Source organism: Sphingomonas sp. P3_C6, assembly GCF_056402595.1.
The window spans coordinates 62,763-84,467 of record NZ_JBFUHB010000017.1 but is presented as its reverse complement, the minus strand read 5'-3'; the positions used below and the strand labels follow the sequence as shown (position 1 = coordinate 84,467).

21 protein-coding genes are annotated in these 21,705 nt (G+C 66.2%); 19 read left to right on the top strand and 2 right to left on the bottom strand.

Features of this window, described 5'->3' with window-relative positions:
* The first annotated feature begins 145 nt into the window (after positions 1-145).
* Complete coding sequence (locus tag AC1DT7_RS16325) at positions 146-469, top strand: Mpo1-like protein (protein ID WP_478037087.1); 324 nt, start codon at positions 146-148, stop codon at positions 467-469.
* On the opposite strand, the gene AC1DT7_RS16320 is transcribed toward AC1DT7_RS16325, so the two are convergent.
* Complete coding sequence (locus tag AC1DT7_RS16320; RefSeq protein WP_478037086.1) at positions 470-862, bottom strand: type II toxin-antitoxin system VapC family toxin; 393 nt, start codon at positions 860-862, stop codon at positions 470-472. It lies immediately after the preceding gene.
* On the bottom strand, positions 859-1,131 hold the full coding sequence (locus tag AC1DT7_RS16315) for a type II toxin-antitoxin system VapB family antitoxin (RefSeq protein ID WP_478037085.1): 273 nt from the start codon (positions 1,129-1,131) through the stop codon (positions 859-861). The genes AC1DT7_RS16320 and AC1DT7_RS16315 overlap by 4 nt, the downstream gene beginning before the upstream one ends.
* 119 nt (positions 1,132-1,250) lie before the next feature.
* Here AC1DT7_RS16315 and AC1DT7_RS16310 point away from each other — a divergent pair, with 119 nt between their 5' ends.
* The 18 genes from AC1DT7_RS16310 to ftsZ all read left to right on the top strand — a co-directional run bounded on the left by AC1DT7_RS16310 (position 1,251) and on the right by ftsZ (position 21,703).
* A complete protein-coding gene (locus tag AC1DT7_RS16310; RefSeq protein ID WP_478037084.1) occupies positions 1,251-2,243 on the top strand; it encodes a cysteine synthase A in 993 nt (330 codons plus the stop codon).
* An 82-nt stretch (positions 2,244-2,325) separates the two neighbouring features.
* The gene (locus AC1DT7_RS16305) at positions 2,326-2,787 is read left to right on the top strand and encodes a hypothetical protein (RefSeq protein WP_478037083.1); all 462 of its coding nucleotides are present in this window, start codon (positions 2,326-2,328) and stop codon (positions 2,785-2,787) included.
* A gap of 341 nt (positions 2,788-3,128) precedes the next feature.
* Positions 3,129-3,629 carry a division/cell wall cluster transcriptional repressor MraZ gene (locus tag AC1DT7_RS16300; protein WP_478037082.1) on the top strand — a complete coding sequence of 167 codons (501 nt, stop codon included), beginning with the start codon at positions 3,129-3,131 and terminating at the stop codon, positions 3,627-3,629.
* Positions 3,626-4,576 (top strand): 16S rRNA (cytosine(1402)-N(4))-methyltransferase RsmH, encoded by a 951-nt coding sequence (gene rsmH, locus AC1DT7_RS16295; protein WP_478037081.1) that lies wholly within the window; start codon positions 3,626-3,628, stop codon positions 4,574-4,576. Before AC1DT7_RS16300 ends, rsmH begins: the two co-directional genes overlap by 4 nt.
* The gene (locus AC1DT7_RS16290) at positions 4,576-5,175 is read left to right on the top strand and encodes a hypothetical protein (protein ID WP_478037080.1); all 600 of its coding nucleotides are present in this window, start codon (positions 4,576-4,578) and stop codon (positions 5,173-5,175) included. The genes rsmH and AC1DT7_RS16290 overlap by 1 nt, the downstream gene beginning before the upstream one ends.
* Entirely contained in the window at positions 5,172-6,899 is a 1,728-nt protein-coding gene (locus tag AC1DT7_RS16285; protein ID WP_478037079.1) for a peptidoglycan D,D-transpeptidase FtsI family protein, read from the top strand. The genes AC1DT7_RS16290 and AC1DT7_RS16285 overlap by 4 nt, the downstream gene beginning before the upstream one ends.
* Entirely contained in the window at positions 6,896-8,311 is a 1,416-nt protein-coding gene (locus AC1DT7_RS16280; RefSeq protein WP_478037078.1) for a UDP-N-acetylmuramoyl-L-alanyl-D-glutamate--2,6-diaminopimelate ligase, read from the top strand. Before AC1DT7_RS16285 ends, AC1DT7_RS16280 begins: the two co-directional genes overlap by 4 nt.
* 133 nt (positions 8,312-8,444) lie before the next feature.
* Positions 8,445-9,818 (top strand): UDP-N-acetylmuramoyl-tripeptide--D-alanyl-D-alanine ligase, encoded by a 1,374-nt coding sequence (locus AC1DT7_RS16275; RefSeq protein WP_478037077.1) that lies wholly within the window; start codon positions 8,445-8,447, stop codon positions 9,816-9,818.
* Positions 9,818-10,897, top strand: coding sequence for a phospho-N-acetylmuramoyl-pentapeptide-transferase (mraY, locus tag AC1DT7_RS16270; RefSeq protein WP_478037076.1), 1,080 nt, complete (start codon positions 9,818-9,820; stop codon positions 10,895-10,897). The genes AC1DT7_RS16275 and mraY overlap by 1 nt, the downstream gene beginning before the upstream one ends.
* Positions 10,894-12,294 carry a UDP-N-acetylmuramoyl-L-alanine--D-glutamate ligase gene (gene murD, locus AC1DT7_RS16265; protein ID WP_478037075.1) on the top strand — a complete coding sequence of 467 codons (1,401 nt, stop codon included), beginning with the start codon at positions 10,894-10,896 and terminating at the stop codon, positions 12,292-12,294. The genes mraY and murD overlap by 4 nt, the downstream gene beginning before the upstream one ends.
* Complete coding sequence (locus AC1DT7_RS16260) at positions 12,291-13,514, top strand: FtsW/RodA/SpoVE family cell cycle protein (RefSeq protein WP_478037074.1); 1,224 nt, start codon at positions 12,291-12,293, stop codon at positions 13,512-13,514. Before murD ends, AC1DT7_RS16260 begins: the two co-directional genes overlap by 4 nt.
* On the top strand, positions 13,511-14,671 hold the full coding sequence (gene murG / locus AC1DT7_RS16255; protein WP_478037073.1) for an undecaprenyldiphospho-muramoylpentapeptide beta-N-acetylglucosaminyltransferase: 1,161 nt from the start codon (positions 13,511-13,513) through the stop codon (positions 14,669-14,671). The genes AC1DT7_RS16260 and murG overlap by 4 nt, the downstream gene beginning before the upstream one ends.
* Positions 14,668-16,071 carry a UDP-N-acetylmuramate--L-alanine ligase gene (gene murC / locus AC1DT7_RS16250; RefSeq protein WP_478037072.1) on the top strand — a complete coding sequence of 468 codons (1,404 nt, stop codon included), beginning with the start codon at positions 14,668-14,670 and terminating at the stop codon, positions 16,069-16,071. The genes murG and murC overlap by 4 nt, the downstream gene beginning before the upstream one ends.
* Positions 16,068-16,970, top strand: coding sequence for a UDP-N-acetylmuramate dehydrogenase (gene murB, locus AC1DT7_RS16245; RefSeq protein ID WP_478037071.1), 903 nt, complete (start codon positions 16,068-16,070; stop codon positions 16,968-16,970). The genes murC and murB overlap by 4 nt, the downstream gene beginning before the upstream one ends.
* Positions 16,967-17,902, top strand: a complete 936-nt coding sequence (locus tag AC1DT7_RS16240) for a D-alanine--D-alanine ligase (RefSeq protein WP_478037070.1) — start codon at positions 16,967-16,969, stop codon at positions 17,900-17,902. Before murB ends, AC1DT7_RS16240 begins: the two co-directional genes overlap by 4 nt.
* Positions 17,899-18,849 (top strand): cell division protein FtsQ/DivIB, encoded by a 951-nt coding sequence (locus tag AC1DT7_RS16235; RefSeq protein WP_478037069.1) that lies wholly within the window; start codon positions 17,899-17,901, stop codon positions 18,847-18,849. Before AC1DT7_RS16240 ends, AC1DT7_RS16235 begins: the two co-directional genes overlap by 4 nt.
* 5 nt (positions 18,850-18,854) lie before the next feature.
* Entirely contained in the window at positions 18,855-20,117 is a 1,263-nt protein-coding gene (gene ftsA, locus AC1DT7_RS16230) for a cell division protein FtsA (RefSeq protein ID WP_478037068.1), read from the top strand.
* 113 nt (positions 20,118-20,230) lie between these two features.
* Entirely contained in the window at positions 20,231-21,703 is a 1,473-nt protein-coding gene (ftsZ, locus tag AC1DT7_RS16225; RefSeq protein ID WP_478037067.1) for a cell division protein FtsZ, read from the top strand.
* Positions 21,704-21,705: the final 2 nt, after the last annotated feature.

Below are 21,705 nucleotides of genomic sequence, written 5' to 3'. Positions count from 1 at the left end.
TCGGGTCTGGCAAGCGTTTTCCTATCTCATCGGAGGGGATTTGTTTTTGGCAGAAAACCGCGCATTCTTAGAGGGTGTGGGGTAATGGATTCGATCTGCCAAAATATCGGTCGACAAGTGCGGTCGCTCCGCTAGCATCCGGACCATGGCGAAAATTACCACGTATGCCGCATTTTGGCCTTATTATCTGCGCGAGCATGCAAAGCCGGAGACGCGGCGGCTGCACTATGCCGGGACGGTGCTGACCTTCGTCTTTCTCGCGGTCGCGCTGGTGAAGGGCGGCTGGTGGTGGGCGCTGGTACCGCTCGCCGGTTACGGCTTTGCCTGGGCCGCGCATTTCGGGGTGGAGAAGAACCGGCCGGCGACCTTTACCTATCCGCTCTGGTCGCTGTTCAGCGACTATCGGATGTTCTTCCTGTGGCTGATTGGGCGGCTCGGGCCGCATCTGCGCGCGGCGGGCGTGGCCTGATCAGAGGGCGGAGAGGATGTCCGTGCGGGCGAAGTCGTCGCCCTTGAACAGCAATGGTTCGCCGGTCGCCTTGGCCAGGGCGTAGGCGAAGCAGTCGCCGAAGTTTAGATCAGCGGCGTGGCGCGTTCCTCGGCCATATTTTCGATAGCCATCGTTCGCTATCGTTGCGATCTCCTTGGTGACGGCTTCAATCACCACATCGAAGCGCGTCAGCAAGATTTCCGCACCCTCCCTGATCTGCGCGTCGCCGCCACGTGTCGTCACGACCGTAAGTTCAAGCCAGGAGCCGGCCGACATACTTATTGTCGGTGCAACAGACATGGCTTCCAGGAAGGATCTGGCCTCGGGCTCGTTTCGCAAGATGGCGATGATCGCCGACGTGTCGACGATCACTTTGGCAGGCCGTACTCGTCGTAGAGCATCGCGCCGTGTGTAATCGACAATTCCTGATCGGCAAATTCTGGCTTCCAATGGTCACGCAAGCCGCGGGCCATTTCCAGCATCTCGTCCACGGTCGCGCGACGTTGCGGCTGCACGCTGCGCGCCTTTCGCTCCTGCAGGGCGATGCGCACGGCCTGGGTGACGCTTTCGCCCATCTCGGCGGCAAGCTCCCGCGCCAGGCGGACCGTCTCTTCGTCCTTGATGTTGAGCTGAACGCCCATGTTTCTACCTCCGACGTGAAAATTTCTACCATGGTCGCCACCGGGCAACAACGGCGAACTTGGCGCGTCGATGATTCAGCTTGCTTGCCCACCACGTAATCGCACGCCATCTAGGCCCCATGCACACTGCTCCCAACACGCTCGCCCTCATCGGCAATACCCCGCTCGTCCGCCTGAAGGGGCCAAGCGACGCCACCGGCTGCGACATCTTCGGCAAATGCGAGTTCGCCAATCCCGGCGCCTCGGTGAAGGATCGCGCTGCGCTGTTCATTGTCGAGGATGCGGAGGCGAAGGGGCTGATCCAGCCGGGCGGCACGATCGTGGAGGGTACCGCGGGCAATACCGGCATCGGGCTGGCGCTGGTCGCCAACGCCAAGGGGTACAAGACGATCATCGTCATGCCCGAGACCCAGAGCCGCGAGAAGATGGACACGCTGCGCGCGCTCGGCGCCGAGCTCGTGCTGGTGCCGGCCGCGCCTTATTCGAACCCGGGGCATTTCGTGCACACCTCGCGGCGGATCGCCGAGGAGACGCCGAACGCGATCTGGGCCAACCAGTTCGACAATATCGCCAATCGCCGCGCGCATATCGCCGGCACGGCGGAAGAGATCTGGAGCCAGATGGAAGGGCGGATCGACGGTTTCACTTGTTCGGTCGGCACCGGCGGTACGCTGGCGGGCGTCGGGCTTGGGCTGAAGGCGAAGGACGAGAGTATCTGCATCGCGCTGAGCGATCCCTATGGCGCTGCGCTGTACGAATATTATGCCCGTGGCGAACTCAAATCGGAGGGCAGCTCGGTCGCCGAGGGAATCGGGCAGGGACGCATCACCGCTAATCTGGAAGGCGCGCCGGTCGATACGCAATTCCGCATCTCCGACGCCGAGGGCATGGACTGGGTGACGCGGCTGCTCGACGAGGAGGGGCTGTGCCTCGGCCTGTCTTCGGGCATCAACGTCGCCGGCGCGGTGCGGCTCGCTAAGGAGCTTGGCCCGGGCAAAAGGATCGCGACGATCCTGTGCGATACGGGCTTTCGCTACCTCTCGACGCTGTACAATCGCGCCTGGCTCGAGTCGAAAGGCCTGATCGTTCCGGAGCGGCTGAAGCGCGAATAGAAATGTCTCTCCCGCTAAGCGGGCAATTGACGTTTGAACATAGCGGGACTGATGCCCAACGGGCAGTCTTCGGAAGGGCTCGGTGCGGTCCCGCAGGGCTGTTGCGGCCGCTGATCCGCTGGCGTCGAGATCGGCGCAGTACCGCATTGAACCGGTGGGAACCGATGCGTTCGAACGTCGTTATAGCGGACCCATCGACAAGACTCTTTTCATGCGTTACATTTATGCCACACGTATGAAAATTATGGCTCAAGATCCGGCGCAACGATCGCAGCGGGTGAAGGTCGGGATGATCGGCCTTGCCGCCGTCCTGCTTCTCATCGGCCTTGCGGCTGCGATCTTCTCCACCGCCAGCAGGGAGCGCCCGCTGATCGTGGTCGGCGGCGCACATCCAGACGTCGTCGCGAACATGGCGGCGGGTAACCAGGCATTGCCGGTTGAAGGCGCGACCAGTGAGCCGCTCGCCGAACTTGGCGTGGCACCGAGTGCTTCGGCCGACGTGAACGTCGCACAGGTCTCGCCGAACGTCGCGACCCCCAAATGATCCCGATGTCGCCCGTCAGGCCCGTGGGCCCGGCAGGGAGAGTCGGGGAGAATAGGGTCAAACCCCGGGGCGATCCGGGGAAAGCGCCCCTAAACCCCGCCATCGCCAGAACACACCAAGAACAGGTTGAAATACCGAGAATTAATTCCCCGGAGAATCGAAGAGATTAGGGCTTTCGCCCCGCTTTTCCCCGGGTTTCCCCTTGAATCCCCGACTGACCCGAGTTAACCCTGTGCCAACAGGGGTAAACTCATCTCGCCTGCGCGGTAGCGTGCTGGAGGGCGGCGAAGGTCGTCTTTCGGAGACGGGAGAGTTGTGCCTGCTGGAGTTCGGGGTACGGCGTGGCGCAAAGGGCAGAATATCAGGGAGACGGACTTGGCCTTGTCGATGACAAGGGCCGGGTCGCCATCCCCGCTTCGCTCAGGGCCATCCTGGCTGCGAACAGCCCGCGTCCCGACGGCAAGGACGGCGGTACCGTCATCATCGGCGTCCATCAGAAGCACCCCTGCCTGATCGGCTACGATCCCGCCTATGTCTCGATCCTGAAGGCGAAGCTCGACGCGCGGGAGGAGAACTACACCTCCGAAGACGGCGAGTATGATTACAACATCAAGCGCCGCGCGGCGCAGGGCGAGGCGACGCCGTTCGACGGCAGCGGCCGCTTCATTATGCCTGGCTTCCCGCGGTTCCACGCGAAGATCGGCGCGAACGCCTTTTTCTACGGCGTTTTCGACTATTTCGAGATCTGGGACCCGAAGACCCTGATCGAGGCGGAGGGCGTGGCCGAGATGGTCAAGTCCTGCGCCCGCTACCACTGCCAGCTCAAGGGGATCGCGCTGTGACCGCCCCCGAGCCACATATCCCCGTGTTGCTTCGGGAAGTCATCGAAGCGCTCTCCGTTACCCCCGGCGAGCGCCATGTCGATGCGACCTTCGGGGCAGGGGGCTATACCCGCGCGTTGCTGTCGGGCGGCGCCCGGGTGTTCGCCTTCGACCGCGACCCCGACGCGATCGCCAATGGGCGGACGATGGAGGCGGCGTCGGACGGTGCGTTGGTGCTGATCCCGGCGACCTTCTCGGCGCTCGATGCCGAGCTGGAGGCACGCGGCGCCGTCCCGGTGGACGGCGTGACGATGGATATCGGCGTGTCGTCGATGCAGCTCGACCAGGCGGAGCGGGGTTTCTCGTTCCAGTCCGACGGGCCGCTCGACATGCGGATGAGCCAGGAGGGCGAGACCGCCGCGGACTTCGTCAACATGGCAGATGAGGCCGTGATCGCCGACGTGCTGTATAATTATGGAGATGAGCCGCGGTCCCGCCGGGTGGCTCGTGCGATCGTCGCCGCGCGTCCGATCACGCGCACCGGTGAGCTGGCGCACGTCGTCCGCCGGGCGCTCGGATACAAGCCGCACGACAAGAAGGATCCGGCCACGCGGACCTTCCAGGCGATCCGTATCCACTTGAATAGAGAGCTGGAAGAACTGGCCGAGGGCCTTGCCGCGGCCGAGCGCGTGCTGAAGCCGGGTGGTCGACTTGCGGTGGTCACGTTCCACTCGCTGGAGGATCGTATGGTCAAGCGATTCCTGCGCGAACGCAGTGGATCGTTACCCGGCCGCTCCCGTCATCTTCCTGAGTTGATGGTTAACGAAAAACCGAGCTTTGAGAAAGTCGGTCGCGCGGTGCGTGCCGACGAAGCCGAGATTGCGCGCAACCCCCGCGCCAGATCGGCAACGTTACGGACAGCGTTGCGGACGGATGCCGCAGCCTGGACTTCTGAAGGAGCGTTGTGATGCTTGCGTATGCTTGGAAGAGTCTTGGTTGGTTCCTGGCCGGCGTTGCCGTCGCCCTGGGCTTCCTGCTCGTGCCGTTGCAGGTCGCTGCCGAGCGCAAGAAGCTCGACAAGACCGTGGTGCTGATCGCACAGGCCCATCGCGACATCCGCGCGCTGGAGACCGAGTTCGATACGCGCGCCAATCTCGCCCAGCTCGAGAAGTGGAATGGCGACACGCTGCGCCTGACCGCCCCGGCGGCGGGCCAGTTCGTGTCCGACGAAGGCGCGCTCGCCTCGCTCGACCTAAATCAAGGGCATGACGCGACGGTCCAGACCGCCGCGCTGGTCGTGCCCTCGTTGCCCGATGGTTCGACCATGCGCCCGGCAGTGACGCCGGCAGTGGCGACACGCGTCGTCGAGCCGGCCGCCACGGCAACCGCGGCAGCCAAGCCCGCACCGGCTGCGCCGGCGGCGACCGTCGCGCAGGTGCGCCAGCGCGCGCCCCAGACGGGCGCCAAGGTCCAGAAGGTTGCGCTGCTCGATCGCAAGCTGCTCAGCGATTCGACCATCGGCGATCTGTTCAGCGGCGCTCGGGCGGAATCGGGGCGCATGCGTTGACCGCGCTCGTCGCCCGACCGCTGCCGCAACGGCGCCAGACCGGCCAGCGCCACGCGCTGGTCGCAACGGCGCATGTGCGCCTGATGATGCTGATGCTGATGCTCGCGGCCGGCTTCACCCTGGTGATCGGGCGGCTGGCGATGCTCGGCTTCGTGTCCGAGCCGACCAGCGTGCAGGGGCCGGTTTCAGGCGCGATGCAGCGCGGCGACATTCTCGACCGCAATGGCGAGCCGCTGGCCCGCACGATCGAGGCGTGGACCATCGGTGTCCACCCGCGCAAGCTGCTCGGCGACAAGCGCGAGCTGGCCGCCAAGCTGGCCGAAGCGCTGCCGGGGCATGACGAAGCCTGGTATTATGCCAAGCTGACCCTGCCGGTGAACTTCACCTATATCGAGCGCCATGCCTCGCCGGCGCTGGTCAACGCGGTCCATGCGATCGGCGAGCCGGGTCTCGCCTTCGCCCGCGAGCCGGAGCGCCTCTATCCGCAGACCACGATGGCGGCGCATGTGCTCGGCTATATCGGGCCGACGGGCGACGATAGACGGATCATGGGCCGCGCCGGGATCGAGCGCGCCTTCGACGACCAGCTCAGCAGCCCGTCGACCCGCGGCGCGCCGGTGATGCTGTCGATCGACACCCGCGTGCAGGCGGCGATGGAGAGTGAGTTGGGCCGCGCGATGATCGCGTTCAAGGCGAAGTCGGCGACCGGCATCGTGCTCGACGTGCATACCGGCGAGGTGATGGCGATGGTCTCGCTGCCGGTCTACAACCCGAACAAGATCGCCGGCACGAGCAGCGACGCGCTGCGCAACAATGTGACGCAGAGCGTGTACGAGCTCGGATCGACCTTCAAGCCGATCACCATGGCAACGGCGATCGAGAGCGGCGTCGTGACGTCGATGTCGAAGCGTTATGATGCGACGGCGCCGCTGCATGTCGGCGGCTTCACCATTCATGACGATCATGCGCAGAAGCGCTTCCTCGACGTGCCGGAGGCGCTGATCCATTCGTCGAACATCGTGACGGCGCGCATTGCCGACGAGATCGGCAAGGACCGTATGGCGGCGATGTTCAAGGCGATGGGTTTCGACACCCGTCCCGAGATCGAGCTGCGCGAGAAGCAGAAACCGATCTGGCCGGTCTACTGGGCGCGGACAACGGTGATGACCACTGCCTATGGGCATGGCATCGCGGTGACGCCGCTTCATCTCGCCAATGCCTATGCCACGCTGGTGAATGGCGGGATCTGGCGCCCGACCACGCTGCTGAAGGTCGCGCCCGGCAAGACGCCCCAGGGCCGCCGCGTTCTTTCCGAGGCGACCAGCGCGCGCATGCGCCAACTGTTGCGGCTGGTCGTGACCCAGGGCACCGGCCGCAAGGGCGAGGCGCCCGGATACCGGGTCGGCGGCAAGACCGGCACTGCCGAAGTGGCCGGCGCTGGCGGCTATTCGAAGAAAGCGAACGTCTCGACCTTCGCGGCGGCTTTCCCGATGGACGCACCACGCTATGTGGTGATCGCCATGCTCGACTCACCTATCGGCAATGCCGAATCCTTTGGTCTCACCACCGCCGCCTGGACTGCGGCCCCGGTCGTCAGCCGCGTGATCTCGCGTACCGGCGCGATGCTGGGCGTGACGCCCGACAACAACCGCGACGTCGATGTCTCGGAACTGCTGCCGCTGTTGTGGCATGCCCCGGGCGAGAACCCGGCAGACGCCGAATGAGGCTTGCCGCGCTGACCGGTGGAGCGGAGGACGCGACTGTCACCGGCTTCGCGATCGACCACCGCAAGGTCGCCCCCGGCACCATCTTCGGTGCGTTCGAGGGTGCTCAGGTGAATGGCGAGGATTTCATCCCGGCGGCTGTCGCCGGCGGCGCCATCGCCGTGGTCGCCCGGCCCGAGGCAACGGTCGAGGGGGCGGTTCACATCGCCGATACCAACCCGCGCAAGCGCTTTGCCGGGCTGGCCGCGCGCTATTTCGCGCCCTTCCCGGAGACGGCGGTTGCGGTGACGGGGACCAACGGCAAGACCTCGACCGTCGAGATGACCCGGCAATTGTGGCGCATGACCGGTTTCCATGCCGCGTCGATCGGCACGCTTGGCGTGACCACGGCCGACGATCAGGTCTCGACCGGGTTGACCACGCCCGATGTCGTCACTTTCCTGTCGAACGTGGCGGGGCTGGCACGCGAGGGGGTGAGCCATGTCGCGTTCGAAGCGTCGAGCCATGGGCTGTCGCAATATCGTACCGAGGGTCTGCCGGTGAAAGCCGCGGCCTTTACCAATCTAAGTCGCGACCATCTCGATTATCACGGCACGATGGAGGCCTATTTCGACGCCAAGCTGCGGCTGTTCTCCGAGGTGGTGGTCGATGGCGGTGCCGTGGTGGTGTGGGCCGACGATCCCCATTCGGCGCAGGTGATCGACATTGCGCGCGGGCGCGGGCTCGATGTGCTGACCGTGGGCACGCAGGGCGAGACGCTGAAACTCGTGTCGCGCGATCCGACCTTGCTGGGGCAGGGGCTCGTCATCGAGGCCGGGGGCAAGACCCATAAGGTGATGCTGCCGCTGATCGGGGCGTATCAGGCGGCGAATGCGCTGACCGCGGCGGGGTTGGTGATCGCGATCGGCGGCGATGTCGCGCAGACGCTTGCGTCGCTTGGGCGGTTGCAGCCGGTGCGCGGGCGGCTGGAGCGCGCGGTGATCGCGCGGAGCGGGGCGCCCGTCTATGTCGACTATGCCCACACGCCCGACGCGCTGGAGGCGGCGATCGCGGCGCTCAAGCCGCATGTGTCGGGGCGGCTGATCACGGTGTTCGGTGCCGGCGGGGATCGCGACCAGGGAAAGCGCGCGCCGATGGGCGTTGTGGCGGCGGCGCTGTCGGACAAGGTCTATGTCACCGACGACAATCCCCGGTCCGAGGATGCGGCGGCGATCCGTGCGATGGTGATGGAGGGCGCGCCCGGCGCGACCGAGATCGGATCGCGGCGTGATGCGATCGGCGCGGCGATCGCCGAGGCCGGGCCGCAGGATATCGTGCTGGTTGCCGGCAAGGGGCATGAGCAGGGGCAGATCGTGGGGGATCTGGTGCTGCCGTTCGACGATGTGAGCGTTGCGCGGGAGACGGCGGCGTGAGTTGGTTCTTCTATTCCCTCCCCTCCCGCTTGCGGGAGGGGACCGAGGGGTGGGCGCCCGGCCAGCCAGGGGCGCTCCGCTCGTTGATAGCGCGAGCCCACCCCCAGCCCCTCCCGCAAGCGGGAGGGGAGCAGTGAGTCTCTGGACCTCCGTCGAGATCGCGACCGCGACGGGTGGCACCGCCTCGGCTGAGTTCGTCGCCACCGGCGTCACCTTCGATTCCCGTGAAGTCGGCCCGGGCGACCTGTTCGTCGCGTTGAAGGGCGAGACGAGCGACGGGCATAAATTCCTCGACCAGAGCTCCGAGCGGGGAGCGGCGGGTGCGGTTGTCAGTTCATCGACACCGCACCCGCATGTCCTAGTCGCCGACACGACGGCCGCGCTCGATGCGCTCGGGCGCGCGGCGCGAGCCCGGACCGCGGCGAAGATCATCGGCGTGACCGGATCGGTCGGCAAGACGAGCACCAAGGAAGCGCTGTTCGCCGCGCTCGACCGCGGCGCGCCTGGTACGGCGCATCGCTCCGTGAAGAGCTACAACAACCACACCGGCGTGCCGCTGAGCCTGGCGCGCATGCCGGCCGCGAGCCGGTTCGGCGTGTTCGAGATGGGCATGAACCATGCCGGCGAACTCGCGCACCTCACCACTCTGGTGCGCCCGCATGTCGCGATGGTGACGGCGATCGCGCCCGCCCATACGGCCTTCTTTCCCGATGAATCCGCCATTGCCGATGCCAAGGGCGAGATCTTCGCCGGGCTCGAGCCGGGCGGAGTGGCGATCATCCCCTATGACAGCCCGCACCGCGACCGGCTGCTCGGGCATGCGAGGCCCTATGCCGGCCGCATCGTCACCTTCGGGATCGATCAGGGTGCCGATGTGCGGGCGCTGGAGACGATGCGGACGGCGACGGGCGGCACCTTCGTTACGGCGTCGCTGGGCGAGAAGGAACTGAGCTTCACCGTCGGCCAGCCGGGCATGCACTGGGTGTCGAACGCGCTGGCGGTGCTGGCGGCGGTCGATGCGGTCGGCGGCGACCTTGCGCTGGCGGGCCTTGCGCTGGCCGAGCTGGGCGGGCTCGCGGGGCGCGGGGCGCGGCTGACCGTGAAGGTCGCGGGCGGCGAGGCGCTGGTGATCGATGAAAGCTACAATGCCAACCCGACCTCGATGCGCGCGACGCTGGCGGTGCTGGGCGCCGAGGCGGCTTCGCGCAAGATCGCCGTGCTGGGCGAGATGCGCGAGCTGGGCGAGAAGAGCGACGCCTATCACGCCGGTCTGGCGGAGTCGGTGATCGCGGCGGGCGTCGAACGGGTCATCCTTGTCGGTGAAGCGATGACAGCGCTGGCGAACGCGCTTGAGGGCAGGGTCGATTTCGTTCATGTGGCCGATGCCGCCGCCGCGCGGACGAGCCTGTCGGCAGTGCTGGCGCCGGGCGACGCGGTTCTCATCAAGGGTTCGAACGGAGTCGGGTTGGCGCGCGTGGTCGCCGGTTTGGCGAACGGGACAGCATAATGCTCTATTTGATCGCCAGTTATCTCGGATTTCCGGGGCTCCTCAATCTCTTCCGCTATCTGAGCTTTCGCTCGGGCGGGGCGGTTGCGACCGCGCTGATCATCGGCCTGATCATCGGGCCGCGCTTCATCGGCTGGCTGCGCGTGCGCCAGGGCAAGGGGCAGCCGATCCGCAGCGACGGGCCGCAGAGCCACCTCGCCAAGCGCGGCACGCCGACCATGGGCGGGCTGATGATCCTGACCTCGCTGGTGCTGTCGATCGTGCTCTGGATGGACCTCAGCAATCCGTTCGTCTGGGCCTGCACCTTCGTGACGCTCGGCTTCGGCGCGATCGGTTTCCTCGACGATTACGACAAGGTGCGAAAGGCAAGCACCGCCGGCGTATCCGGGCGGATGCGGCTGCTGGGGGAGTTCACCATCGCGGCGATCGCCGCCGCGCTGATCATCCATCAGAACGGCGCGACCGGCACGCATCTCTATCTGCCGTTCACCAATGGCTGGTGGATCGACCTGGGCTATTTCTACATCGTGTTCGCCGCCTTCACGATCGTCGCCTTCGGCAACGCGGTGAACCTGACCGACGGGCTCGACGGCCTGGCGACCATGCCGGTGATCATCGCCGCGGTTGCCTTCATGATCATCGTCTATCTCGCGGGCAACGCGAAGTTCGCGGCCTATCTGGGCATTCCACACGTCCCCAGGGCGGGCGACCTTGCCATCTTCTGCGGTGCGATGATCGGGGCGGGCCTCGCCTTTCTGTGGTTCAATGCGCCGCCGGCGGCGGTGTTCATGGGGGACACGGGCAGCCTTGCGCTGGGCGGGGCGCTGGGCACCATTGCCGTCGTTGCGCATCACGAGATCGTGCTCGGCATCATCGGTGGGCTGTTCGTGATCGAGGCGCTCTCGGTCATCATCCAGGTGTTCTTCTACAAGCGCACCGGCAAGCGCGTCTTCAAGATGGCGCCGATCCACCATCATTTCGAGCAGCTCGGCTGGAGCGAGCCGACCGTCGTGATCCGTTTCTGGATCATCGCGCTGGTGCTCGCGCTTGCGGGCCTGTCCACGCTGAAGCTTCGGTGATCACCAGCCCCACATGGCGCGGCCAACGCTACGCGGTGCTGGGGCTTGCGCGCTCGGGCGCAGCGACGGTGCGTGCGCTGGTGGCAAGCGGGGCCGAGGTGGTGGCGTGGGATTCGAACGAGGCGGCGCGGGCGGCGATCCTCCCCGGTACGGGGAGGGGGACCAGCGAAGCTGGTGGAGGGGGGGCTGCCCCAGGCGTTGCGTCCGCTGAAGCCCCCCTCCACCATCCTGCGGATGGTCCCCCTCCCCGTACCGGGGAGGAACTTGTGCTCGCCAACCCGGAAGAGATCGACCTCACCGGTTTCGACGGGCTCGTCGTCTCGCCCGGCGTGCCGATCAACCGCCACCCGGTTGGCGCGCAGGCGCGGGCGGCGGGCGTGCCGATCATCGGTGATATCGAGCTGTTCGCCCAGGCGCGCGCCAGCCTGCCGCCCCACAAGGTGGTCGGCATCACCGGCACCAACGGCAAGTCGACCACCACGGCGCTGATCCATCATATCCTGGAGACGGCGGGCATCCCGGCCCGGCTTGGCGGCAATATCGGCAAGCCGATCCTGGGCGAAGAGCCGTTGCCTGAAGGTGGCGTCTATGTGCTCGAGCTGTCGAGCTATCAGATCGACCTGACGACCAGCCTCGATTGCGAGGTGGTGATCCTGCTCAACATCACGCCCGACCATCTCGATCGTTATGACGGGTTCGAGGGTTATGCCGCATCCAAGGCGCGGCTGTTCGCGATGCAATCGGTGGATCACGCCGCGATCATCGGGATCGGCGATGCCGCTTCGGCCGAGATCGCGCGGTCGCTGTCGGCGCGGGGCGAGCATCTGACGAAGATCGCGCCGGGCCTGTGCATGGACCAGTCGCGCTGGCCTTCATTGCAGGGGCCGCACAATGCGCAGAACGCGCTTGCCGCGATCGACGCGTGCAAGGCGCTTGGCGTCGACGATGACGCGATCGATCGTGGGCTGGCGAGCTTCAAGGGTCTGCCGCATCGGATGGAGCGGGTCGGCGTGCGGAACGGTGTCGCCTTCGTCAACGACAGCAAGGCGACCAATCCCGAATCCGCCGCGCCGGCGCTCGCTGCCTTTCAGGGCATTCATTGGATCCTTGGCGGTCAGGCCAAGACCTACGATCTGGACGCTTGCGCGCCCTTTTTCGGGCATGTCACACGGGCTTATACCATCGGCGAGGCAGGCCCGCGTTTCGCCGAGATCCTGAAGTCGGCCCTTCCGGTCGAGGAAAGCGGCACGCTGGCCGAGGCGGTCAGGAGCGCGGCGGCCAATGCAGCCGATGGCGAGACCGTGCTGCTGTCGCCGGCCTGTGCCTCGTTCGACCAGTTCCGTGATTTCGAGGACCGGGGCGACCAGTTCCGCGCCCTTGTCGGGGCGCTGGCATGAACAAGACCAACCCCGGCACGCTGACCCTGTGGAATCGCATGAAGGGCGGGGGCGGTCGTGGTGACCGCTCGGCGCTCGGCATGTGGTTCTGGGACATCGACCGGATGCTGCTGCTGCTCACGCTGCTGCTGATCGCGGTCGGGCTGATCGCGGTGGGCGCTGCCTCGCCGGCTGCGGCGACGCGCTATTCGGACGAGAAACATCATATCCCGGCGCTGTTCTACCTCTGGTGGCAGCTTGCCTGGGTGTGCGTATCGCTGCCGATCCTGTTCGTCGTCTCGATGCTGCCGGTCGCGATCGCGCGGCGCATGGCGCTGCTCGGCACCATCGCCTGCCTCGTCCTGCTGATTGCGGTGCCGTTCTTCGGGGTCGAGAAGAACGGTGCGACGCGGTGGCTGAATTTCGGCATTTCGCTGATCCAGCCGTCGGAGTTCCTCAAGCCCTTTTTCATCGTCACCTGCGCCTGGCTGCTGTCGATGCGCGCGAAGGACGAGGCGCTGCCGGTGGTGATCATCACCGGCGCGATGACGGCGCTCGTCGCAGTGCTGCTGATGCTCCAGCCGGATTTCGGCCAGACCGTGGTGTTCGTCGCGGTGTGGCTTGCGCTGCTGATGATCGCGGGCACGTCACCCAAGGTGATGGCGGGGCTGATCGGCTGTGCGCCGGCCGGCATCATCGCCGCCTATTTCCTCTATGGCACCGCGCGGACCCGGATCGACGCGTTTCTCTTCCCAAACAGCGACGGGGCCGGGGCGTCCGACCATTTCCAGACCAACGCCGCGCACGACACCATTACCGGCGGCGGCTGGCGCGGCACCGGGCCCGGCGGCGGATCGATGAAGTTCCGCCTGCCCGAAGGGCATACCGACTACATTTTCTCCGTGATCGGCGAGGAGTTCGGGCTGATCGCCTGCATGATCATCGCGCTGCTGTTCCTGGCGATCGTCGTGCGCGTGTTCGTGAAGCTGCTGGACGAGCAGGATGAGTTCCGCCTGTTCGCCGCGGCCGGGCTCGCGACCCAATTTGGCACGCAGGCGCTGATTTCGATGGCGGTCAATACCGGCCTCGCACCTTCCAAGGGCATGACCTTGCCCTTTATCAGCTATGGCGGATCGTCGATGATCGCGCTGTCGATCGGAATGGGTCTGTTGCTGGCTTTCACCCGGCGCAATCCGTTCGTATCGCGGTCGCCTTATATCGCACGATGGAGCGGGGAATGACTCAGGCACGGCACTTCGTTCTCGCGGCGGGCGGCACGGGCGGCCATATGGTCCCGGCGGCGGCGCTTGCGGCCGAATTGATGAAGCGCGGCCATCATGTCGCGCTGGTCAGCGACGAGCGCGGGGTGCGCTTTCCCGGGCTGTTCGAGGATGTGCAGACCCATGTCCTGCCGGCGGGGCGGCTGGCGGGCGGTCCGGTGGGCTGGGCGCGTGCCGCCTCGGCCATGATCAAGGGCCGGGCGATGGCGATCGAGCTGTACAAGGCTTTTCGTCCGGCGGCGGTGATCGGGTTCGGCGGCTACCCTGCCTTGCCGGCGCTGCTGGCGGCGTTCCATTCCAAGATCCCGACCGCGGTGCATGAGCAGAATGCCGTGCTCGGGCGGGTGAACCGGCTGGTCGCTGGCAAGGTGAGCGCGATCGCGACGTCCTATGCCAATGTCGAGCGGCTTGCGCCCAAATATGCCGGCAAGACCCATCTGGTCGGCAACCCGGTGCGGGATTCGGTGCTGGCGCTGCGGTCCAGGCCTTATCCGCTGCTTGAGGAGGACGGCATCTTTCGCGTGCTGGTGACCGGCGGAAGCCAGGGCGCGAGCGTGCTGAGCCAGGTCGTGCCCAACGGACTGTCGCTGCTGCCGGTGAGCTTCCGCCGGCGGTTGCAGGTGACTCACCAGGCGCGGATCGAGGATATCGAGGCGGCGCGTGCGAAATATGCGGAACTGTCGATCGCGGCAGACCTTGCCACCTATCTGCCCGACCTGCCGGAGCAGCTTGCCTGGGCACATCTGGTCATCGCGCGGGCAGGGGCCTCGACCCTGGCCGAGCTGACCGTCGCCGGACGCCCCGCGATCCTGGTGCCGCTGCCGAGCGCGACCGACGATCACCAGACCGCCAATGCGCGCGAAATGACGGCGGCCGGCGGCGCGCGGACGATCGACCAACGCAGCTTCACGCCGATCGAACTGGCCAAGCAGATGCAGAAGCTCGGGCTCGATCCGGCCGCCTTGCAGAATGCGGCCGGGCGCGCGCGGAGCTGTGGGCGGCCCGATGCCGCGCGCGACCTTGCCGACCTGGTCGAGAGCCTCAACGACACGCCCGGGGACATGCCGATCGGCGTGCCGCTGCCCATGGGCACTAACGGAAAGCCGCTTTACGCATGAAGGGTGTAGCCACCGATATCGGCACGATCCATTTTGTCGGCATTGGCGGGATCGGCATGTCCGGCATCGCCGAGGTGATGCACAATCTCGGGTATAAGGTGCAGGGATCGGACATGGCCGAGGGCTATGTCGTGCAGGGCCTGCGCGACAAAGGTATCGCCGTGCATATCGGCCAGAAGGCCGAGAATCTGGGCGATGCGGTGGTCATCGTCACCTCGACGGCGATCAAGCGCGGCAATCCCGAGCTTGAAGCGGCGCTGGAGCGCCGCATCCCGGTGGTGCGGCGCGCCGAAATGCTGGCCGAGCTGATGCGGCTCAAGTCGACCGTCGCCGTCGCCGGCACGCATGGCAAGACGACGACGACCTCGATGGTCGCGGCGCTGCTCGATGCGGGCGGGGTGGACCCGACGGTGATCAATGGCGGGATCATCAACAGCTATGGCTCCAACGCCCGGCTCGGCGCGAGCGACTGGATGGTGGTGGAGGCTGACGAAAGTGACGGCAGCTTCCTGCGGCTCGACGGGACGATCGCCGTCGTCACCAATATCGATCCCGAGCATCTCGACCATTACGGCTCGTTCGACGCGGTTAAGGATGCGTTCGTCGAGTTCGTCGAGAATGTGCCTTTCTACGGCGCTGCATTGCTGTGCCTCGATCATCCCGAAGTGCAGGGCATCATTCCGCGGCTGCGCGACCGACGTGTCGTGACCTATGGTTTCTCTGCCCAGGCGGATGTGCGCGGCGTGAACGTGACCCCGATCCCCGGTGGCAATCGCTTCGAGACGATTGTGCGCAACCGCGACGGCACGACACGGTCGATCGAGGGGATCGAACTGCCGATGCCGGGCCGCCACAATGTCCAGAACGCGCTCGCCGCGATCGGCGTGGCGCTCGAACTGGGCATCGACGATGCGACGATCCAGCAGGGTTTTGCGAAGTTCGGTGGGGTGAAAAGACGCTTCACCAAGGTCGGCGAGACGGGTGGCGTGACGATCATCGACGATTACGGCCATCATCCGGTCGAAATCCGCGCGGTGCTGTCCGCGGCACGCGAGGGCGTGGAGAACCGCGTGATCGCGGTGGTGCAGCCACACCGTTATTCGCGGCTCGGCGACCTGATGGAGGAGTTTCAGCAGGCGTTCAACGATGCCGACATGGTCTATGTCGCACCCGTCTATGCAGCGGGCGAAGCGCCGGTCGAAGGCGTCGATGCCGAGGCGTTGGTCGAGGGTATCAAGCGGCGCGGGCACCGTTCGGCGGCGACGATCGCGGATGCCGATGCGCTGGCCGTCACCCTTGCCGATGTGGCGAAGCCCGGCGACATGGTCGTCTGCCTGGGGGCCGGCGATATCACGAAATGGGCCGCGGGGCTCGCCGATGCCATCGAGGCGGCGCGATGAGCAATGTCTGTAACGCCTTGCCGCCCCTGCAGGGCACGGCCGAGCATGAAGGCAGCCTGGCCGATTTCATCTGGTTTCGCACCGGCGGGCCGGCGGAATGGCTGGTACGGCCGAAGGACGTGCGCGATCTAGCGGTGTTCCTGGCCGGGCTCGATCCCGAGACGCCGGTGCTGCCGGTGGGGGTGGGATCGAACCTGATCGTGCGCGACGGTGGCGTGCCCGGTGTCGTGGTGCGGCTGCCCAAGGCGATGGCGAAGTCGGTGATCGAGCCGGGCAACCGGGTTCGGGCCGGGGGCGCTGCGATGGGGATCAGTGTCGCCAGTGCAGCGCGCGATGCGGGAATTGCGGGGCTGGAGTTCCTGCGCGGCATTCCCGGCACGGTCGGTGGTGCGGTGAAGATGAATGCGGGCGCCTATGGCCGCGATACGTCCGATATCCTGATCGAGGCGACCGTCGTCACCCGCTCGGGTGATGTCGAGGTCTGGCCGGCGGCGAAGTTCGGGTATGTCTATCGCCATTCCGATCTGCCGGCGGGTGCTGTGGTGGTCGAGGCGGTGTTCGAAGGCGTGCCGGGCGATCCCGCCGTGATCGGTGCCGAGATGGACCGGATCGCCGCCGAGCGCGAGGCATCGCAGCCTTTGCGCTCGCGCACGGGCGGATCGACCTTCAAGAATCCCGAAGGGAACAAGGCCTGGGCGCTGATCGACCAGGCCGGCTGCCGCGGGCTGACCCGCGGCGATGCGCAGGTCAGCGAGAAGCATTGCAATTTCCTGCTCAACCTCGGCAGCGCGACCAGCGCCGAGATCGAGGCCTTGGGCGAGGAAGTACGCGAGAAGGTGAAGGCGACCTCCGGGGTCGAGCTCGAATGGGAGATTCAGCGCGTGGGAGTCAGGAAGTGAGCAAGCTCCACGTTGCAGTGCTGATGGGTGGCTGGTCGGCCGAGCGCGACGTCTCGCTGATGTCCGGCGCTGGTGTCGCCGACGCGCTGGAGAGCCTTGGCCACCGCGTGACACGGATCGACATGGGTCGCGACGTGGCGGCGAAACTCGCCGAGGCGAAGCCCGATGTGGTGTTCAATGCGCTGCACGGCACGCCCGGCGAAGATGGCTCGGTTCAGGGCATGCTCGACCTGATGGGCCTGAAATATACGCATTCGGGCCTCGTCACGTCGGTGATCGCGATCGACAAGCTGCTGACCAAGCAGGCTCTGGTGCCGCACGGCATCCCGATGCCGGGCGGGCGGATCGTGAAGAGCGAGACGCTGTACGAGGGCGACCCGCTGCCGCGGCCCTATGTGTTGAAGCCGGTCAATGAGGGTTCCTCGGTCGGCGTCGCGATCGTCACGGATGCTGGCAATTACGGCAACCCGATCGCGCGGGGCGTGAGTGGCCCCTGGGGCGAGTTCGAGGAGTTGCTGGCCGAGCCTTATATCCGCGGGCGTGAGTTGACGACGGCCGTGCTGGGCGGCGAGGCGCTCGCGGTGACCGAGCTGAAGCCCAAGAGCGGCTGGTATGATTATGACGCCAAATATACCGATGGGCTGACCGAGCATGTCTGCCCGGCCGAGGTTCCCGACGAAATCGCCGACGCGTGCAAGCGTATCGCGCTCGACGCGCACCGGTTGCTCGGCTGCGAAGGCGTGTCGCGGTCGGATTTCCGCTGGGACGACAACCAGGGCGTCGATGGCCTGTTCCTGCTTGAGGTCAATACCCAGCCGGGCATGACGGCGCTCAGCCTGGTGCCGGAGCAGGGGCGCTATATCGGCCTGAGCTATGCCGAGCTGGTCCAGAAGATCGTCGACGAGGCCCTGAGCCCGGAGAAGATGGCGTGAGTCGAACGATCAAGCGCGGCTCTCCGCCGCGGCGGCAGATTCAGACCAAGCGGCGCCAGCAGCCCAAGGCGTCGATCATCGATCGCACGATCGAGGCGCTGCCGATCAGCCACGACACGCTGCGCCGCATCGCGACCTGGTCGATCGTCGGCGCGGTCGGCGCGGTGGCGGTGGTGACCGCCAGCTGGTTCGGTGTGCCGGGCGCGATCGGCGTCGCGATTGCCGAGGGCGTCGGCCGCGCCGGTTTCCGGGTCGAGCAGGTCGAGGTGACGGGGCTCAGCCGGATGGACAGGATGACGGTCTATGCCGTCGCGCTCGACCAGAAATCGCGCGCGATGCCGCTGGTCAACCTCGAGGACGTTCGTCAGAAGCTGCTGTCCTTTGGCTGGGTTGCCGACGCGCATGTGTCGCGCCGGCTGCCCGATACGCTGCTGGTGCATATCGTCGAGCGCAAGCCGACGGCGATCTGGCAGGACCAGGGCAAGCTGTCGCTGATCGCCGAGAATGGCGTGTGGCTCGAGCCGGTGAAGGCCGATGCGATGCCCGACCTGCCGCTGGTCATCGGCCCCGGCGCCAATGCGCAGGAAGCTGCCTATCAGAAACTGCTCGACGCCGCGCCGGCACTGCGTCCGCTGGTCAAGGCGGCAACCTGGGTCGGCAACCGGCGGTGGAACCTGTTGTTCGAATCCGGCGAGACTCTGGCGCTGCCCGAGGGCGATGCCGATGCCGCCAAGGCGCTGGTGAAATTCGCCCAGCTCGATGGCGTGAAGCCGCTCCTGGGCAAGGGCTGGGTCCGCTTCGACATGCGCGATCCGAAGAAGCTTGTTGCGCGAAAGCCCGGTCAGGTGGTTAATCGTGCCGTAACGGACCCGGAAGGCGCAAATACGTCGCAGCGACCGGCTCTTATCGAAGCTAAGCATACCGCATTCACGATGGTACAGGGGTAAGGCGTATGGCGAAGACAGCACCGGAAGGGTTGATCACCGCGCTGGATATCGGTTCCTCCAAGGTTTCGGCGATGATCGCGCAAAAGGGCGATGGCGGCGAGCTGATCGTGCTCGGCACCGGCCAGCGCGAGAGCCGGGGCGTCAAGCGCGGCTATATCGCCGACGCCGCGGCGACCGAAGTCGCGGTGCGCGAAGCGGTCGAACAGGCCGAGCGGATCGCCGGCACCAATATCGAGAATGTCTGGGTCAGCTTCTCGGCCGGCGGCCTCGTGTCCGATGTCGCCTCGATCGAGTTCGAGCTTGGTGGCCACCGGGTCGAGCAGTCGGACATCGACGCGCTGCTCCAGGCCGGGCGTGAATCGATCGATCCGGCGGGCCGGATGGTGCTGCACGCACAGCCGGCGCTCTACACGCTCGACGGCCTGACCGGCGTGAAGCGGCCGCTCGGCCTCCATGCCGACCGGCTCGGCGTCCACATCCATGTCGTTGCCGCCGACGGGTCACCGGTGCGCAACCTCGGCCTGTGCGTCGCCAATGCGCACCTGGAAGTGAAGGCGATCATCGCGTCGCCGGTCGCGACCGGCATGGCCTGCCTGTCCGAAGAAGAGCGCGAGCTTGGCGTGGCGCTGGTCGAGATGGGCGCCGGCATCACCAATGTCTCGCTGTTCGCCGGCGGTATGCTGGTCGGCCTGACCTCGATTCCGATCGGCGCGGCCGACATCACCGACGACATCGCCTCCGCCTTCGGCACGCGCCGCGCGCAAGCCGAGCGGATGAAGTGCTTCTACGGATCGGCCAATGCGAGCCCGCGCGACAATCACGACATGATCGACGTCGCGCCGATCTCGGCAGAGGACGGCGCGGGCGAGGGCACGCGCATCACGCGCGCGCAGCTCATCGCGGTGATCCGCCAGCGGCTCGATCATCTGATGGGCGAAGTGCAGAAGGCGCTGGTCGAGCTGAAGTTCGAAGGCCCGGTCGGCCGCCAGGTCGTGCTGACCGGCGGCGGTGCCGAGCTGAAGGGCATCGCCGATTATGCGCAGCAGGCTCTAGGCCGCTCGGTCCGGATCGGCCGGCCGCGCGGGCTGACTGCCTTGCCGGAGGCACATGGCGGGCCGGCTTTTGCGACATTGGCAGGCCTTGCATTCTATGCTGCGGCTGATCCGGTTGACTTGCGGTCCTTGTCTCCGACGAACCAGTTGGTGCATCGACCGAAGGGACTTGCGATCTTCAAGCGGCTGATCGCAACGGCCAAGGCGAATTATTAAAGAAATACGACAAGATTTAGCTGTTCGTGCTGGAGTCACCGCAAGCGATGGTGCAGAACGAGCGGTATCATCATTGAGCGCCCCGATGTTTGGGGTGTTGCGGAGACCAGGCGATGAGCATCGAATTCCTTCCCCCCGAAGTCGACGAGCTGACGCCGCGCATCGCGGTGATCGGGGTCGGCGGTGCCGGAGGCAACGCGATCGCGAACATGATGCGCGCCGAAGTGCAGGGCGTCGATTTCCTCGTCGCCAACACGGATTCGCAGGCGCTCAAACAGTCGAACGCGCCCCATAAGATCCAGCTCGGCGCCAAGATCACGCAGGGGTTGGGCGCCGGCTCCCGTCCCGAGATCGGCCGCGCCGCGGCTGAAGAGACGATCGAGCAGGTCAGCAAGATGCTCGAAGGCGCGCATATGTGCTTCATTGCGGCCGGCATGGGCGGCGGCACGGGCACAGGCGCTGCACCGGTCATCGCCAAGGCGGCGCGTGACATGGGCATCCTGACCGTTGGCGTCGTGACCAAGCCGTTCGCCTTCGAGGGCAATCGTCGCGCCAAGAGCGCCGATGCAGGCATCGAAGAACTGCAGAAATATGTCGATACGCTGATCGTCATCCCGAACCAGAATTTGTTCCTGGTCGCCAATGCGAACACCACCTTCAAGGAGGCGTTCCAGATGGCGGACGAGGTGCTGCAACAGGGCGTGCGCGGCATCACCGACCTGATGGTCATGCCGGGCCTCATCAACCTCGACTTCGCCGACGTCCGCTCGGTGATGCAGGAAATGGGCAAGGCGATGATGGGCACCGGCGAAGCGACCGGCGACAATCGCGCGATCGAGGCGGCGTCCAAGGCGATCGCGAACCCGCTGCTCGACGGGGTGAGCATGAAGGGCGCCAAGGGCGTCATCGTCTCGATCACCGGCGGCGACGACATGCGCCTGCTCGAAGTCGATGAGGCAGCGAACCACATTCGCGAGCTGGTCGACGAAGACGCGAACATCATCTGGGGGTCGGCATTCAACCCCGAGCTCGAGGGCAAGATCCGCGTATCGGTCGTCGCGACCGGTATAGAAGCCGAGCCACGGCCAGTCGCCGCAGCAGCGCCCGCATCGCGCGCCTTTACCTTCTCGGCACCGAAAAAGGCCGAGGAAGCAGCTGCGCCGGTCGTCGAGGCCCCCGCACCCGTGGTTGCCGAGTCGGTGGCGCTCGAGGCCGAGGAGCCGGCTGCCGACATCAAGCTGGAATCGTCCGAGGACAGCGACGAGCTGGTGCTGGGCAGCGAGACCCAGGTTCCCAACATTCAAGTGTTCGGCGACGAAGAAGACACGCCCCCGGCAGCAGCGCCCGAGCCCGATCTTTCGGTGCGCCGCCGCTGGCTTTCACCCGGTGCGCCTGCAACCGCTGAGGCGGCACCGGCCCCGGCCCAGCCCGTCGAGCCGGCGCCCGCCGCGCCGCGCGTGAAGCTGGGCGGCACCCTGTTCGAGCGTATGTCGAGCGTGTCGCGTGGCGCCGCGCGTGAAGAAGAGCCGTCCGACAAGGATTCGGTCGATATCCCCCGCTTCCTGCACCGCCAGAACAATCAATGAGA

Excerpts from the sequence above, each read along its gene's own strand:
- AC1DT7_RS16325 (WP_478037087.1), top strand. The coding sequence starts at position 146 with ATGGCGAAAATTACCACGTATGCCGCATTTTGGCCTTATTATCTGCGC.
- AC1DT7_RS16315 (WP_478037085.1), bottom strand. The coding sequence starts at position 1,131 with ATGGGCGTTCAGCTCAACATCAAGGACGAAGAGACGGTCCGCCTGGCG.
- AC1DT7_RS16310 (WP_478037084.1), top strand. The coding sequence starts at position 1,251 with ATGCACACTGCTCCCAACACGCTCGCCCTCATCGGCAATACCCCGCTC.
- AC1DT7_RS16290 (WP_478037080.1), top strand. The coding sequence starts at position 4,576 with ATGCTTGCGTATGCTTGGAAGAGTCTTGGTTGGTTCCTGGCCGGCGTT.
- AC1DT7_RS16280 (WP_478037078.1), top strand. The coding sequence starts at position 6,896 with ATGAGGCTTGCCGCGCTGACCGGTGGAGCGGAGGACGCGACTGTCACC.
- mraY (WP_478037076.1), top strand. The coding sequence starts at position 9,818 with ATGCTCTATTTGATCGCCAGTTATCTCGGATTTCCGGGGCTCCTCAAT.
- AC1DT7_RS16260 (WP_478037074.1), top strand. The coding sequence starts at position 12,291 with ATGAACAAGACCAACCCCGGCACGCTGACCCTGTGGAATCGCATGAAG.
- murG (WP_478037073.1), top strand. The coding sequence starts at position 13,511 with ATGACTCAGGCACGGCACTTCGTTCTCGCGGCGGGCGGCACGGGCGGC.
- murC (WP_478037072.1), top strand. The coding sequence starts at position 14,668 with ATGAAGGGTGTAGCCACCGATATCGGCACGATCCATTTTGTCGGCATT.
- murB (WP_478037071.1), top strand. The coding sequence starts at position 16,068 with ATGAGCAATGTCTGTAACGCCTTGCCGCCCCTGCAGGGCACGGCCGAG.
- ftsA (WP_478037068.1), top strand. The coding sequence starts at position 18,855 with ATGGCGAAGACAGCACCGGAAGGGTTGATCACCGCGCTGGATATCGGT.
- ftsZ (WP_478037067.1), top strand. The coding sequence starts at position 20,231 with ATGAGCATCGAATTCCTTCCCCCCGAAGTCGACGAGCTGACGCCGCGC.